This is a genomic window from Rhodococcus rhodochrous, from assembly GCF_014854695.1.
Lineage (GTDB): Bacteria > Actinomycetota > Actinomycetes > Mycobacteriales > Mycobacteriaceae > Rhodococcus.
In genome coordinates this window covers 692,930-706,986 of the sequence record NZ_CP027557.1, presented here as the reverse complement: position 1 = coordinate 706,986, position 14,057 = coordinate 692,930, and the positions used below count along the sequence as shown (strand labels likewise).

Here is a 14,057-nt window from a genome sequence, read left to right as displayed (position 1 = left end):
CGACGGGCGGGGCCGATGGACACCGACGGGTCATCCGGCGAGACCGAGCGCACGCCCGACGGCAGATATGTGGTGGTCAAGGGGCGACGTTGGCGTGCCACCGATCCCGCGATTCCCGAACCTCTGCGGAAACAGCTGGTGGCGGAGCTGATGCGGGCCCGCCGTCTCGTGAAGAGCGAGGGAGACGCCGCGCGGCATCGTGTCCAGGACGCCAAGGTCGCACTCGGCGAACGCGGACATCCGTGGTGGGAGCCGCGCGACGACGACGCGGCCCGCGAGCGACTCGCGGCCACGATCTGCGCGCTGCTCCGGGAACGGAATCCGTCCACCATCTGCCCCAGTGACGCCGCGCGGGTCGCCGGCGGAGGGGCGTGGCGCGACCTGATGGACATCGCCCGCTCGGTAGCCGCCGAACTCGAACGCAGCGAGCACGTGGTGATCACGCAGAAGGGCGAGCCGGTGGACGTGGAGACGGCTCGAGGTCCGATCCGGATCGCACCCGGACCGAACCTCGAGCACCCTCGTCCCTCCCCGTGAGACGAATCCGAGCGGATCAGACGCTCGCGGCCTCGTTCAGCTTCTCCAGCGTGCCGGTCGCCTCGAGGTACTCCTGCACCCAGCGTTCGATGACGGTGGAGGTCTTGTCGACCTTCGTGAACTGCCCGACGACCTGACCGACCGGGTTGAACGCGACGTCGACGGACTCGTCGGGGTACTTGTGGGTGGCGGCGACGGCCATGCCGGACACCATGTACTGCAACGGCATTCCGAGGGGCTTCGGGTTGCCCTCCTGCTCCCACGCCTCGGTCCAGTCGTTGCGGAGCATGCGGCAGGGCTTACCGGTGAACGAGCGGCTGCGGACGGTGTCGCGGCTGCTCGCCTTGATGTAGGCCTCCTGCTGCACCGGAGTGTTCTCGGCCTCCTCGACCATGAGCCACTGCGAACCGGTCCACGCGCCCTGGGCGCCGAGCGCGAGTGCCGCAGCGATCTGCTGGCCGCTGCCGATACCGCCGGCGGCCAGCACCGGGACCGGTGCGACCTCCTTGACGACCTGCGGCCACAGCACGATCGAGCCGACCTCACCGCAGTGCCCACCACCTTCGCCGCCCTGGGCGATGATGATGTCGACACCGGCGTCGGCGTGCTTGCGGGCCTGTTTCGGCGAACCGCACAGCGCCGCGACCTTGCGACCGGCCTTGTGGATGTGCTCGATCATGTCGGCCGGCGGGGTGCCGAGCGCGTTGGCGATGAGCGTGACCTTCGGATGCTGCAGTGCCACCTCCACCTGCGGGGTCGCGGTGGCCTCGGTCCAACCGAGAAGCTGCAACGCGTTATCGTCGCCTTCGGGCAGCGGGACGCCGTGGTCGGTGAGGATCTTACGGCCGAATTCGAGGGTCTCCTGCGGCACCATCGACTGCAGCATCTTCGTGAGTTCCTCGGCGGAGAGGTTCGCGTCCATACCTTCGTACTTGTTGGGGATGACGATGTCGACACCGTACGGGCGGTCGCCGATGTGCTCGTCGATCCAGTTCAGCTCGATTTCGAGCTCTTCCGGCGTGAACCCGACGGCGCCGAGGACGCCGAAGCCGCCGGCCTTGGCGACGGCGACGACAACGTCGCGGCAGTGGGTGAATGCGAAGATCGGGAACTCGATGCCGAGTTCGTCGCAGATGGGCGTGTGCATTCGGCACTCCTCGAGAGAAACGTAGAAGACTGTAACGTGTTCTACCTTAGTGCGAGATGGCCCTGTGCGGAAGGCACGCAACAACGGATGAAGGCTCGCAACATCGGCAGTGACTGCCGATGTTGCGAGCCTTCACCTCGCGTTGCGTACCTCGGATGATGCCGTGCTAGATGATTCCCCGCTCGCGGAGTTCCTTCTGCTCGATGTCGCTCAGTCCGAGGATCTCGCCGTAGACCGCCGCATTGTCGTATCCCGCGACGGGCGGGCCGGCGCGACGCACCGAACCCGGCGTCCCGGTGAGCGTCGGCACCACACCCGGGCCGAGTACGTCTGCGCCGGTGCGCTCGTCGTGATGCGGGACGATCATGTCCCGTGCCTGGAACTGCGGATCGGCGACGACCTCCGCGACCGTGTTCACCGGCCCGGACACCACACCCGACGACGACAGATGCGCCAGCAGGTCGTCGAGCGTCCACGTCGCCGCCCACTCACCGATGAGGGCGTCGAGCTCGTCCTGGTTCACGCCACGCGCGAGATGGTCGGCGAAGCGCGGGTCGTCGGCGAGCTCGAGGCGCTCCATCGCCGCGCACAGGCGACGGAAGACCGTGTCCTGGTTGGCGGCGATGACGATCCACATGTCGTCGGACGTCCGGTACAGGTTCGACGGGGCAATGCCCTCGAGGCGGGTACCGGAGGGGCCGCGGACGACCCCTGCGACGTCGTAGTCGGGGATCACCGATTCCTGGATCGCGAGGCACGCCTCGGTGAGCGCCACGTCGACGACCTGCCCGCGTCCGGTCCGTTCGCGGCCGAGCAACGCGGCGAGGATGCCCTGCACGGCGAACATCCCGGCGAGGGAGTCGCCGAGGGACAGCGCGAGTCGCGGGGGTGCCTGGCCGGGATATCCGTTGAGGTGCCGCAACCCGCTCTCCGCCTCGGCCACCGACGCGTAACCGGCCTGCCCGGCCTTGGGGCCGGTCTGCCCGTAACCGGAGACGCGGGCCAACACGATGCCCGGATTGATCTCGGAGAGCACGTCGTAGCCGAGCCCCCACTTCTCGAGCGTGCCGGGACGGAAGTTCTCGACCACCACGTCGGACTCGGCGACGAGACGCCGGAACAGTTCCTGCCCGTCGGGCGCCCGAAGATCGAGGGTGACGCAACGCTTGTTGCGCGCGTGCACCGTCCAGAAGTAGCGATGCCCGTCCCGCTCACCCTGTCCCCAGGTGCGGAGCGGGTCGGGACGCTTCGGATCCTCGATCTTGATGACGTCGGCACCCATGTCGCCGAGCAGACGTCCTGCATACGGACCGGCGATCAGGGTTCCCAGTTCGAGCACCCTGATGCCCGCCAGCGCTCCCGCTGCCTGCGACTCGCCTTGTGTCGACTCGCCTTGTGTCGACTCGACTTGTGTCACTGCCTCTTCCGTCCTCTGGTCAGTAACCGAGGTGAACCGTCTTCTCCTCGGTGAACGCTTCGAGCCCGCTGCGGCCCAGTTCACGCCCGATGCCGCTCGCGTCACGTCCACCCCAGGGTAGTGCCGGATCGGGGACACCCCAGCCGTTGACCCACACCGTGCCCACACGCAACTGCGGGATCACGCTGTGCACGGTCGACAGGTTCTGGCTGAAGACGAACGCGTTGAGACCGTACTTCGTGGCGTTCGCCAGCTGCACGGCCTCCTCGGTGGTCTTGAAGGTGATGACCGTGGCGACGGGGCCGAAGATCTCCTCGCGGGCGATGGTGAGGTCGTTGGTGCCGCGGAAGACGGTCGGCTCCACGAAGAAACCGCGCTCCCCCACCCGCGACCCGCCGGTCAGCAGTTGAGCGCCTTCGTTCTTGCCCTTCTCGATGTAGCCGAGGATGCGGTCGAGCTGCTTGCGGTTGACGATGGTGCCCTGCGTCGTCGACGCGTCGAAGGGATCACCGATCACCGCTCCGCGGGCGAACTCGACGAGTCCCTCGACGACCTGATCGGCGATCGACTCGTGCACGATCACGCGCGTGCCGGCGGCACACACCTGACCCTGGTGGTAGAAGTTGCCCATCGCGATCCACGGCAGCGACGCCTCGAGGTCGGCGTCGGGGAAGATCAGCTGCGGCGCCTTGCCGCCGAGTTCGAGGGTCACCTTCCGGAACTTCTCGCCGGCGAGCGAGGTGATGGTCTTCCCGACGGCCGGGCTGCCGGTGAAGGTGATCTTGTCGATGCCCTCGTGGGCGGCCAGCGCAGCACCGGCTTCGGGACCGAGACCGGGCACGACGTTGAACGCGCCGTCCGGTACTCCGGCCTCGGCGAGCAGGTCGGCGAGCTTCAGGGTCGACAGCGAAGCGTCCTCGGCGGGCTTGACGACCACCGAGCATCCGGCGGCCAGGGCCGGGGCGATCTTCCAGGCCGCGACGACCGTCGGGTTGTTCCACGGAGTGATCGCACCGACCACACCGAGGGGCTGGCGCAGGGTGAATCCGAAGCGGTGCTGCGGACCCACATCGGGCAGGATCATCGCCTCACCGGCGATCTTGTCGGCCCAGCCTGCGTAGTGCCGGAACGACGCCGCGGCGACGGGGATGTCCCCGGCGACGGTGTCGGCGTAGAGCTTGCCCATCTCCGCGGTCTCGAGCGCCGACAGTTCGGGGGCGTGCTGCTCGATGAGGTCGGCGGCGCGGGAGAGGATCCGGCCGCGTTCGGCACCGGCCATCCGCGACCAGACACCGGATTCGAAGGTGTCGCGCGCGGCGAGGACGGCCGCGTCGATGTCGGCGGCCCCACCCGCCGCGACCTCGGCGACGGCCTCTTCCGTCGCCGGGTTGATCGACGAGAAGTGGGCACCCGAACGGGCGGGCACGGCCCGGCCGCCGATCCGCAGCTGCGGGTCGGGTACGACGACGGGTGCGGGGGTGGACAGTTCGGTCATCACGACTCCTGGGGAGAAGGTGGGGTGAAGCGTCGGGTGAGGCCGGACCACGAGGAGTCGTAGTTCGGCTGGCGATGCGCTGCGCGATGGGCCGCGTCGGTGACGGAGAGGGCGAGTCTCGTCTCGAACATGAACGACAGGGTGTTCACGAGCTTGACCGGCTTCAGTTCGGCCGACGTCGCGAGATCGAAGGTCTCGACGTCGGGTCCGTGAGCGCCCCACTGGTTGTGGAGCGACGCGCCGCCCGGGACGAATCCTTCCGCCTTCGAGTCGTGCTGTCCACGAACGAGTCCCATGAACTCGGTCATGACGTTGCGGTGGAAGTGCGGCGGCCGGAAGGTGTGCTCCCCGACCACCCAGCGGTCGGGGAAGACACAGAAGTCGACATTGGCCTGCCCCGGAATCGGGGTGGGCGAGGTGAGCACGGTGAAGATCGACGGATCGGGATGGTCCCAGCCGGCCGTGGTCATCGCGTTGAAGCGGCCCAGATCGTACTTGTAGGCACCGTGCGTGCCGTGCCAGGCGACGACGTCGAGGGGCGAGTGGTCGAGTTCGGTGGCCCACAGGTGCCCACCGAACTTCTGCACGAGTTGCACCGTGCCCGAACGGTCCTCGTACCAGGCCGTCGGGTACAGGAAGTCGCGGGCGTGGGCGAGACCGTTCGCGCCGATGGGGCCGAGTTCCGGCAGGGCCAGGGCGGCCCCGTAGTTCTCGAGCAGGTAACCGGTCGCCTTCTCACTCACCAGATCCACGCGGAACCGCAGACCTCGTCCGATCACCGCGATCTCACCGGGTTCGACGAGCAGCCGTCCCAGTTCGGTGCACAGCAGCAGCGCGCCGTCCTGCGGGACGAACAGCAGTTCTCCGTCGGCGTCGACGAAGTAACGGTCGGTCATCGACTGCGACGCCGCGTACAGATGGACGGCGACGCCGGTGCGGGCGCGGACGTCCCCGTTGACTGCGTAGGTCGTCACGCCGTCGAGGAAGTCCGTGCCCGGTGCCGGTTCCGGCTGCGGATCCCATCGCAACCGGTTCGGGGTGAGCACTCCCCCGGCGTCGGGTGCCGACACCCAGCCGGCGTCGTCGATCCGCTCGAAGGGACCGTGCGCGGCGGACGGCATGATCCGGTACGTCCATGTGCGGCGGTTGATCTCGCGGGGCTCGGTGAACGCGGTGGCCGAGTGTTGTTCGGCGTAGAGCCCGTACGCGACCCGCTGGGGCGAATTCTGTCCCCACGGAAGCACACCCGGAACGGCCTCGCTGTGGTGCTCGTTGCCGAAGCCGTGCAGATACTCGATGCCCGCGAAGCCGGGCTCCACACCGACGTCCGCGCGCTCGCTCATGTCAACGCGACCATCTCGTGCAGCGTCGAACCCGAACGCTCGTGATCGGTTCCGTCGACGGTCACCGTCATCGTGAAATCCGACCGGAAGCGGAAGTAACCGGGATGACCGACGAGCCGGTTGACGAGAGGCTTGAGCAACCTGCTCGACGCGAGTGGAACGTCCTCGAGCAGGTTGTGGGCGTGCACGATCTCGCGGACGGTGAGCTTGACGTCGAGCGAGCCCGGGATGCGGAGGCGGATCCACGCCGGGTAGGTGCGGTCGGCGACCGCGTTGTGCACGATCGGCCCCTCCGTCAGTTCCACCTCGCCGTTGCTGAGGACCACCTCGCGCCCCTGCGCGACCATCACCGGCTGCGACCAGTGCGATCCGTACTTCTTCTGGGTGTTCACCATGGCGTAGACGAGGGTGAAGTCCTCGGTGTACAGCCGGCCCCAGTACCACTTGTCGATGAGGCGCTTCATGTCGCCGACGCCCCAGTTGTGGTCGTGGTAGCCGCGACCGGTGACCTCGGTGGACTTCCCGTCCACCGTCACCGTCCCCGCGACTCGCGCTCGCGGCGCGCCGACGACCCACGCAAAGAATTCGCGTTCGTTGTAGCTGGTCCGGCCGCGACCGGGCATCCACGGCGGGACCTCCGCGGTGAAGGTCAGGTCGAAGGCGAGGTCGCCTTCGGACACCGACACGCGGTAGACGGGCAGCCCGTCCTCCTCGCCGATCAGCTTCGCGAAGCTCTCACCGACGCGCACGTCGCACCGTTCGGTGGACACCGAGAGGTCGGCGTCGGTGTACGACCGGCTCGCTTCGCGTCGCTTGCCGTCCGCGCTGTAGACGTGGATCTCCACACCGGGCTTGCGGTGCACCAGTTCCCGGGTCTGGATCATCGCCACGACGATCCGTCCGTCGTCGAGATGGGCGTCGAAGTACCAGTGTTCGAAGGCGTGCTTGTCGGTGGACGGGTGGGCACCGTTGTCGGCGGCCTCCACGGCGGTGATCTCACCGTCGCGGCGTCCGGGGCCGTTCCATGCTTCGACGATGTGTAGGGTCATCGAGTTCTCTCCGTACGAGGTCTAGTGGGGCGGGACTGTCCGGGCCGATCAGCGACGGAGTGCTCCGCTGGCGTCGAATTGTGCTTCGCGCCCTTCCATCTGGGCGCGGTACCAGTTCTCGCGATGGGCGCACATGATCTTCTCGTGCACGCCGGCCGCGCCGGGGACGAACCGCCGGGTGAGTTCCATCGCGGTGATGAGCGGGAAGCGGACGATCGGGATGATCATCCAGGGAAGCACTTTCGGCATCGAGTACTTGCGTCGGGTGCCCGGCCCCATGAACATCGCCGAGTACACCGAGTTGATGCGGAAGTTGTAGTGCTCCCGCAGTCTCTTCAGGCCGCGGTGCCCGTCGCGCGGGGCGAACGCCTGCGGGTAGGACTCGATGAGTTCCTTGCCGTGCTCACCCGAGTCGTACGAGCGGGAGATCACGGTGCTCATGAGCGCGCGGATGCTGTCGGCGATGGTCTCGGGGTACCACTGCATACGCACCCCGAGCAGGTAGCCCATGTACTTCTGGAAGTGGATGAGCGCGCGGATCTCTCGCGGGGTGGTGTGGTAGCCGAGGGTCCACAGGGCCAGACCCGGGGTGAGGCTGCCGGCGATGAGGGTGAGCAGCATGTAGGTCTGGCTGATCGGCAGTCCCCACTTGGCGATGTCCCATTCGGGGTGTTTCGCGACGCGTGAGCGCACGGACACGTGCATCACGCGGACCTTCAGCGCGGTGGCCCGCCCTTTCGAACCCGGGGCGAGCAGCGCGCCGGGTTCGGATACGTCGATCCAGAACCGGCAGGTCTCGAGGAAACGTCGCAGAGCGTTGTCGCCGGCATAACCTCCGGCGAGCGACAGCGGTGTCGCGACGGCTGCCTCGGTGTAGATCTCGAGGGTCTCGGCGCCCGCGAAGCTGAACAGCATCGTGCCCCAGCGACGCCAGATCGCGGCACCCTGCTCGACGAGTTCGGGCTGCACCCAGTCGGGCACGGTCTCGAACTCCTCGAACAGGGCCTTCATCGCGTCGGGCACGTCGTCGAGCGAGTCGATGCCGTCGACGAGTGCCTTGTCGAGCATCTCGCGGGTCTTCTTCGGCCCGAGTTCACCGTGGTAGACCTCGTCGACGAAGCGCTCCGCCGTGGGATCGCCGCTGAACAGGTCGTTGCACAGGGCCCGGGCCTGTTCGTCGGTGGGCAGGAAGTCGAAGCCGGTGAGCCGTCGGACGAGGTTGCGGGTGCGCTTCACCCCGGGCTTCTCCAGCGCCTGCCAGTAGGGGAAGGCGCTCGGGCATCGGTCCTGTGCGGTGCGTCCGGGACCGGCGAGTGTTCGGGTCATGCCGATACCTCCTCGAGTACCGTTCGGCGGATCCACTCGACCAGTCGTCCGACGACGTCGGAGAGACCGTCCGGTTGATCCACGAGATAGTGGTTGAGGTTCCGCATCTCGATCAGTTCGTTGTGGGTGCCCGCCAGCGCGTCGTACATCAGCCGGGAATCCTCGGCGAAGGCCGCCTGGTCTCCGAGCAGGCTCATCACCATCGTCGGGGTGGTGACGTTGCGGAGGTCGGTGAGTGCGTCGGCGTGGGTGTGGTCGACGCTCCACGTGCTGAGCCAGCTGCGCACCGTGACGAAGCGGGCCAGTCCACCGGCGGCGGTGTTGGCCGCCTTCGGATCTCCGTACATGGAGCCGAGTGCGCGGTCGCTCGGGTCGAGGCTCAGGTCGACGAAGCGCGGATCCGCGACGGTGCGGTGCACGACGAAGCCGCGATCGGAGGCGCCGGTGCGTTCGAGGTCGGCGAGTTGCTCGAGCGCCCACGCGTCGATGCGGCGCATGCGGGCGAGCTGCGCGTCGCGGTACCTCTGCACCCATTCGGAATCGAGTGGTGCCGTGCGCCCGGGGGCGTAGAGGTCGAGATCGGGATCGGTGGCGTAGGGGTCGGATTCGTCGGTGACCGCGCCGTCGATCCAGTGCCGGAGAACGCGTGCTCGGCCGGGGTGCGCGCCGACGAGCATCAGGGCGTCGGCCGGTCGCAGGTTCGCCTCGGCGAACGGTGCCGGGTCGCCCGCGGGTGTGGTCGTCACGGTCGAGTTCTGCGCCTGCGACTGGTAGAACGACGCGAGCGACCCGCCGCCGCTGAACCCGAGGAGTACGACCTTCTCGAAGCCGAGTTCGTCGGTCATCCACCGCACTCCGGTGCCGAGGTCGAAGGCGGCCCGCTCCATGATGAGTGCCGGTTCGTTGGACGAGTAGCGGGTGTTGAGTCCCATTGCGGGGACGCCTGCTTCGGCGAAGGCGCGGAGCAGGAAGTGGCTCAGGAAGTTCGAGGCCGGGTGGCACATGACCACACCGACGTCCTTCGAGTACCCGGGTTGCGCGACGAGGTTGCCGTGCAGCGTCGGGTAGTGGCGGCTGAGCCCGGAGTGCATCTCGACGCGACCGTCGTTCGCCGGTTCGTACGGGATGCGCTGGAAGTGGTCTCGGGTCGTGGTGGAACTGGTGGAAGTCATGTCACCGTCCGGTATTTGAGCATCATGTCGTGGTCTTCGTGGTCGAGGATGTGGCAGTGCCACACATATCCCTGCAGGTCGCCGCCGGCAGTGTCGCCGTGGTCGGCGTGGTCACCGTGTTTGCCGTGGCCGGCGCGGTGCGGATCGAAGGTGTGCACCGCGCGCGAGAACGTCGCGTCGGGGTCGAAGCCGAGTTCGTCGGCGGTCGGGAAGTACGCGATGATGCGGGTCACCGAGTTCGGATCGCAGACGACCGTGTCCTTGTAGCCGGTCTCCCACGGCTCCGGTCCCCGCATCGGTTCGACGACGTACGGGTCGGGATCGGGCGTCCACTTGAGCCCGATGGGCGGTTGCGGCTGCCGCGCACACATCGCGAGGGTGTTGATCGCCTGCCGTCCCAGAACGCGGAAGTGCACCAGATGCAGGTGGATCGGGTGCGGGTCGGGCGTCGCGTTGACGATGTTCCACTGCTCGACGGTGCCCTGACGCGGCATCTCGATGTCGGTGCTGTGGTACATCAGGTTGTTCAGCGACATGATCGACGGCGGGATCCGCACCTCCGAGGGCTGGCTCAGCGATACGTTCCGTACGTTCTGCGGCACCGGGATCGGCCCGACCGCGGGTGGAAGACCGGGGCCGCCGCGCAGGCGGTCCGGGACCGGACCGGTGAACCCGCGGCCGGATTCGGCTCGGAAGCGCATGAACAGCGGCATGAGCACGGCACCGATCTGCGCGGCCTGCGGTGCGGCGGGTTCGGAGTTGCGCAATTCGACGGTGGCGTCCGCGTCGAGCTGCGCGAAGTCGACGAGCAGGTCCACGCGTTCGCCGGGCGACAGTCGCACGCGGGTCGTGGGAACCGGCGCATCGAGCAGGCCACCTTCCATGCCGATCACCCAGAACGGCATGCCGTTGGAGAAGTGCAGGTCCCAGATGCTGAACGACGCCGCGTTGAGCAGCCGGACCCGGTAGAGCCCGCGCGCGACCCGGGCCTCGGGCCAGATCCTGCCGTTGACGACGCCGACGTCGCCGACGGCGCCGCCCTCCCAGCGACCCTGCGGGACGATCGGGGTGGAACGGATGCTTTGCGAACCGTCGCCGTTGACGATCTTCTCCTGCAGCACCAGATCGAGTTCGAACTCGCCGGTGGGCAGGCCCAGCGGGTTGCCGGGCAGTCCGGTGTCGTAGTCGTCGCGGAGCAGGTACATGCCGGCCAGTCCCGCGTAGGCGTTCAGGCGGGTGACGGCCATGGCGTGGTCGTGGTACCACAGCGTCGTCGCGTCCTGACGGTTCGGGAAGCGGTACGTGAATCCCTGTCCGGGCCGGGAGATCTGCTCGGGGTTGCCGTCAAATTCCGGAGGCGTGACCCCACCGTGCAGGTGCATCGAGGTGGGGACGTCGGTGCGGTCGCGTTCGCTCAGACCGTGCAGCGAGGTGTCGAAGTCGACGGCGAAGGGATGCGCGTCGATGCGGTTGCGGTACTCGATCGACGTCTCCTGCCCGCGGTGCGCCACGAGAGTCGGTCCGCCGTAGGTGTTGTCGCCGTAGGCGAGAGCGGGACCGGGCGGAAGGTCGCGGTGGAAGCTGTGCATCGTGCTGACGGCGTCGATCCGGTAGGACGACGAGTCCAGACGCGGCAGGACGGGCAGGCCGTCGACGAAGGGTTCGAGTCGTGGGGAGTGGAACAACAGGGGGCGGGAGATGTCCGGCCCGTCCGCGAACGCTCGGCCACCGAGAAGCACCGCACCGGTTCCTGCGGCGAGCCCGGCGAGAAGGGTTCTACGGGTGAGTCTCTGCATGACGCGGCTTTCTGTGTTCCGGATCGGGAGTCGATGCGGACAGTCATCGTGACCGCCGCCACAGTACCATACGGTATGGTTTGGTCAATAGTGCGCACAGAGGAGTGCAGATGACTCGATCCCCCTGCTCGGCGATGGTTTCGGCGGTCGCTGTTCTCACCCTCGCCGCGGTGGCTCCGGCGCCCGCAGCGGCCGATCCGAGCCCTGCGCCGTGCTCCGGCGCAGACGCTGCTGTGGCACTCGTCCACGACCTCGCGAGCACTCCGGACGTGTGGTCCGATCTGCGCGCCGACCTCACCGGAGCCGGTTTCTGCACCGTCCCCGTCACCTGGGGCCAACCGGCGGGCACCGATGTCCCGATCCCCCTCGCCGGCCTGCGGAGCGTCGACGCGGGCGCACGCGACCTGGCCGACGCCCTGGACGAGCTGTGCGGGCAGCGATCGCAGTGCACGGTCGACGTCGTGGCGCACGGCGCCGGTTCCCTCGTCACCCAGCGATACCTGCAGGATCACGGCAACGATCGGGTCCGATCGCTGACCACACTCGGCCCGATGTGGCACGGCACGGAGATCGCCGGACTGGCCGCCGCCGAGCAGACCAGCCGCGATCTCGGCACCTACGACGCGGTCCTCGCCCTCGAGAAGCCGCTCGTCGACCCCCTGTGTGCCGGATGCCGCGAGATCATCGCCGGATCGGATCTCCTACGCGACCTGCACTCACGCGGCGTGCCCACGGCCGGGATCGACTACACCGACATCGTCTCCCGCTGCGACGGACTCGTCGTCCCACCCGAGAACGGAGCGCTGCCCACCTCGACCGTGGTCACGCTTCCCGGGCCGGATTCGTCACCATGCGTTCACCATTGGGAACTCCCCCGCGACGGCTCGGCACGCGACGCCGTCCTCACGGCACTGCCCGGTTCGGGCATGTAGTCTCGATTTCGGACCCGATCGAGACGAGGTGACCATCCGTGGCAGAGCAACCGGCGAGGAGTGGTCGCCGGTCGGGCAGACGACCACGGCTGTCCCTCGACGACTGGACCGAGGCGGGTCTGCGCCTGCTCGTCTCCGAAGGACGCAGCGCCGTGAAGATCTCGCGACTGTGCGACGAACTCGGAGTCACCAAAGGTAGCTTCTACTGGCACTTCTCCGACATCGACGACCTGATGAAGGCCATCGCCACCCGCTACACCTCGCAGGACAACGACGCCGCGCGCGGCCTGACGAGCCTCGAAGAACTGCCCGTCGACGAACGGCTCGCCCACATGGGTGCGATGCTCGTCGACGAACGCGCCTGGGAGGCCGAGGTCGCGGTGCGCGAGTGGGCGCGCAGCGATCCGCAGGTCGCCGAATCGGTCCGTGCACTCGACCAGCGCATCATGGCCGTCGTCCGAAACTGTTTCCTCGAACTGGGTTTCGGCGAGGAAGAAGCGGAGCTGCGCGCCGGCACCCTCGTCTACGCGGGGATCGGCTTCCTGTACGGCCGCGACAGCCTGCCCTCCCCCACGGCCACGCAGATCCAGGAGCTGTTGAAGATCCTGGTCCGCCGCTGATCCCTCTCGGTCCTGGCCCTTCTCCGGCGCCGCTCTCGAACGGACGATGCCCGGGGTGGATCACTCCGCCCCGGGCACCTGCCACCCCACCACTGTGGTCCTGTCTAGCGCGCCTCGTTCAGCCGCTCGACCGCCTCGTCGTAGCCCCGGACGAGTTCGGCCATGATCTCCGCGACGGGACGGATCTCGTTCATCCGCCCCACCACCTGCCCGACCGGCATCGCGACGGCCTCGGGGTCGTCGGCCGCCGACATGCGCTGGTGCGCCTCGCTCACGAGTATGTTCTGCAACGGCATCGGCAGCGGTTCGGGCGCATCGGGTTTCGACCACGCCTCCGTCCACTTGGTCTTGAGCAGACGCGCGGGCTTGCCCGAGTAGATCCGCGACCGCACGGTGTCGGACGAGCTCGCTCCGAGCAACGCGCGCTGGATCGACGACGGGCCGTGCGCGGCCGCCCCGAGCTTGTACTCCGAGGTGGTGAGCCAGTACGAACCCATCCACACACCGGACGCACCGAGGGCCAGCGCCGCCGCGACCTGCCGTCCCGATCCCACGCCGCCGGCGGCGAGCACTGCCGCGGAATCACCGAGTGCATCGACGATTTCGGGCCACAGCACCATCGACGCGATCTCACCGGTGTGCCCGCCCGCCTCGTAACCCTGCGCGATCACGATGTCGACACCGTTCTCGACGTGCCGCTTCGCGTGCTCGACCGCGCCCGCGAGTGCCGCGACCGGCACTCCCTTCTCGTGCGCGAGGTCGATGACGTCCTTCGGCGGCGACCCCAGGGCGTTGGCGATCAGAGCGGGCCGGTGCGCGAGGGCGACGTCGACGTGCGAACGCGCGACCGAATGCAGCCAGCCCAGAACACCGCTCGCCTCGCCGACGTCGTCGGACAGCGGCGGCACACCGAGTTCGTCGAGCGTGCGGTTGACGAAGGCACGGTGCTCGGCGGGGATCAGTTTGTCGAGGTCCACCGCGGTGCCCTCGGTGGGCACCTTGGCGGGCATCACGATGTCGACGCCGTACGGCTTGCCGTCGGTGTTCTCGTCCATCCAGGTCAGAACGGCGTCGAGTTCCTCCGGGTCGTTGAACCGCACGCACCCGAGGACACCGAGTCCGCCTGTGCGGCTGATCGCCGCCGCGACGTGTTCGGAGGGCGTGAATCCGAAGATCGGATACTCGATACCGAACTTCTTGCTGAGGCCGGTCTGCATGTGTCC

At 68.0% G+C, this 14,057-nt stretch carries 12 protein-coding genes; 3 read left to right on the top strand and 9 right to left on the bottom strand.

Features of this window, described 5'->3' with window-relative positions; translation table 11 throughout:
- The first annotated feature begins 15 nt into the window (after positions 1-15).
- Complete coding sequence (locus C6Y44_RS03240) at positions 16-537, top strand: DUF3253 domain-containing protein (protein ID WP_159416750.1); 522 nt, start codon at positions 16-18, stop codon at positions 535-537.
- A 16-nt stretch (positions 538-553) separates the two neighbouring features.
- Here the strand turns inward: C6Y44_RS03240 and C6Y44_RS03235 are convergent, their stop codons facing one another.
- From C6Y44_RS03235 to C6Y44_RS03200, 8 genes are all read right to left on the bottom strand, one after another.
- On the bottom strand, positions 554-1,684 hold the full coding sequence (locus C6Y44_RS03235) for a nitronate monooxygenase (RefSeq protein ID WP_059382479.1): 1,131 nt from the start codon (positions 1,682-1,684) through the stop codon (positions 554-556).
- Between the two features lie 166 nt (positions 1,685-1,850).
- Positions 1,851-3,101: a CaiB/BaiF CoA transferase family protein gene (locus C6Y44_RS03230; protein ID WP_159416751.1), complete on the bottom strand. Its 1,251-nt coding sequence runs from the start codon at positions 3,099-3,101 to the stop codon at positions 1,851-1,853.
- Between the two features lie 19 nt (positions 3,102-3,120).
- A complete protein-coding gene (locus tag C6Y44_RS03225; protein WP_159416752.1) occupies positions 3,121-4,596 on the bottom strand; it encodes an aldehyde dehydrogenase family protein in 1,476 nt (491 codons plus the stop codon).
- On the bottom strand, positions 4,596-5,939 hold the full coding sequence (gene hmgA / locus C6Y44_RS03220) for a homogentisate 1,2-dioxygenase (RefSeq protein WP_159416753.1): 1,344 nt from the start codon (positions 5,937-5,939) through the stop codon (positions 4,596-4,598). Before hmgA ends, C6Y44_RS03225 begins: the two co-directional genes overlap by 1 nt.
- Positions 5,936-6,988 carry a lipocalin-like domain-containing protein gene (locus C6Y44_RS03215; RefSeq protein WP_192378626.1) on the bottom strand — a complete coding sequence of 351 codons (1,053 nt, stop codon included), beginning with the start codon at positions 6,986-6,988 and terminating at the stop codon, positions 5,936-5,938. Before C6Y44_RS03215 ends, hmgA begins: the two co-directional genes overlap by 4 nt.
- A 48-nt stretch (positions 6,989-7,036) precedes the next feature.
- Complete coding sequence (locus tag C6Y44_RS03210) at positions 7,037-8,314, bottom strand: oxygenase MpaB family protein (protein WP_159416755.1); 1,278 nt, start codon at positions 8,312-8,314, stop codon at positions 7,037-7,039.
- The gene (locus C6Y44_RS03205) at positions 8,311-9,486 is read right to left on the bottom strand and encodes an alpha/beta hydrolase family protein (protein WP_159416756.1); all 1,176 of its coding nucleotides are present in this window, start codon (positions 9,484-9,486) and stop codon (positions 8,311-8,313) included. The genes C6Y44_RS03210 and C6Y44_RS03205 overlap by 4 nt, the downstream gene beginning before the upstream one ends.
- Positions 9,483-11,282 (bottom strand): multicopper oxidase family protein, encoded by a 1,800-nt coding sequence (locus C6Y44_RS03200; protein ID WP_159416757.1) that lies wholly within the window; start codon positions 11,280-11,282, stop codon positions 9,483-9,485. Before C6Y44_RS03200 ends, C6Y44_RS03205 begins: the two co-directional genes overlap by 4 nt.
- A gap of 110 nt (positions 11,283-11,392) precedes the next feature.
- Here C6Y44_RS03200 and C6Y44_RS03195 point away from each other — a divergent pair, with 110 nt between their 5' ends.
- Both C6Y44_RS03195 and C6Y44_RS03190 read left to right on the top strand, forming a co-directional pair.
- Positions 11,393-12,214 carry an esterase/lipase family protein gene (locus C6Y44_RS03195; RefSeq protein ID WP_225623713.1) on the top strand — a complete coding sequence of 274 codons (822 nt, stop codon included), beginning with the start codon at positions 11,393-11,395 and terminating at the stop codon, positions 12,212-12,214.
- Between the two features lie 38 nt (positions 12,215-12,252).
- Positions 12,253-12,834 (top strand): TetR/AcrR family transcriptional regulator, encoded by a 582-nt coding sequence (locus C6Y44_RS03190; RefSeq protein WP_225623712.1) that lies wholly within the window; start codon positions 12,253-12,255, stop codon positions 12,832-12,834.
- 104 nt (positions 12,835-12,938) lie between these two features.
- Here C6Y44_RS03190 and C6Y44_RS03185 read toward each other — a convergent pair whose 3' ends face one another.
- Positions 12,939-14,051 (bottom strand): NAD(P)H-dependent flavin oxidoreductase, encoded by a 1,113-nt coding sequence (locus C6Y44_RS03185; RefSeq protein WP_159416758.1) that lies wholly within the window; start codon positions 14,049-14,051, stop codon positions 12,939-12,941.
- Positions 14,052-14,057 lie beyond the last annotated feature (6 nt).

Bases quoted from the DNA above. Each gene is read 5' to 3' on its own strand.
- C6Y44_RS03240 (WP_159416750.1), top strand. From the start codon at position 16: ATGGACACCGACGGGTCATCCGGCGAGACCGAGCGCACGCCCGACGGC.
- C6Y44_RS03235 (WP_059382479.1), bottom strand. From the start codon at position 1,684: ATGCACACGCCCATCTGCGACGAACTCGGCATCGAGTTCCCGATCTTC.
- C6Y44_RS03225 (WP_159416752.1), bottom strand. From the start codon at position 4,596: ATGACCGAACTGTCCACCCCCGCACCCGTCGTCGTACCCGACCCGCAG.
- hmgA (WP_159416753.1), bottom strand. From the start codon at position 5,939: ATGAGCGAGCGCGCGGACGTCGGTGTGGAGCCCGGCTTCGCGGGCATC.
- C6Y44_RS03215 (WP_192378626.1), bottom strand. From the start codon at position 6,988: ATGACCCTACACATCGTCGAAGCATGGAACGGCCCCGGACGCCGCGAC.
- C6Y44_RS03210 (WP_159416755.1), bottom strand. From the start codon at position 8,314: ATGACCCGAACACTCGCCGGTCCCGGACGCACCGCACAGGACCGATGC.
- C6Y44_RS03205 (WP_159416756.1), bottom strand. From the start codon at position 9,486: ATGACTTCCACCAGTTCCACCACGACCCGAGACCACTTCCAGCGCATC.
- C6Y44_RS03200 (WP_159416757.1), bottom strand. From the start codon at position 11,282: ATGCAGAGACTCACCCGTAGAACCCTTCTCGCCGGGCTCGCCGCAGGA.
- C6Y44_RS03195 (WP_225623713.1), top strand. From the start codon at position 11,393: ATGACTCGATCCCCCTGCTCGGCGATGGTTTCGGCGGTCGCTGTTCTC.
- C6Y44_RS03185 (WP_159416758.1), bottom strand. From the start codon at position 14,051: ATGCAGACCGGCCTCAGCAAGAAGTTCGGTATCGAGTATCCGATCTTC.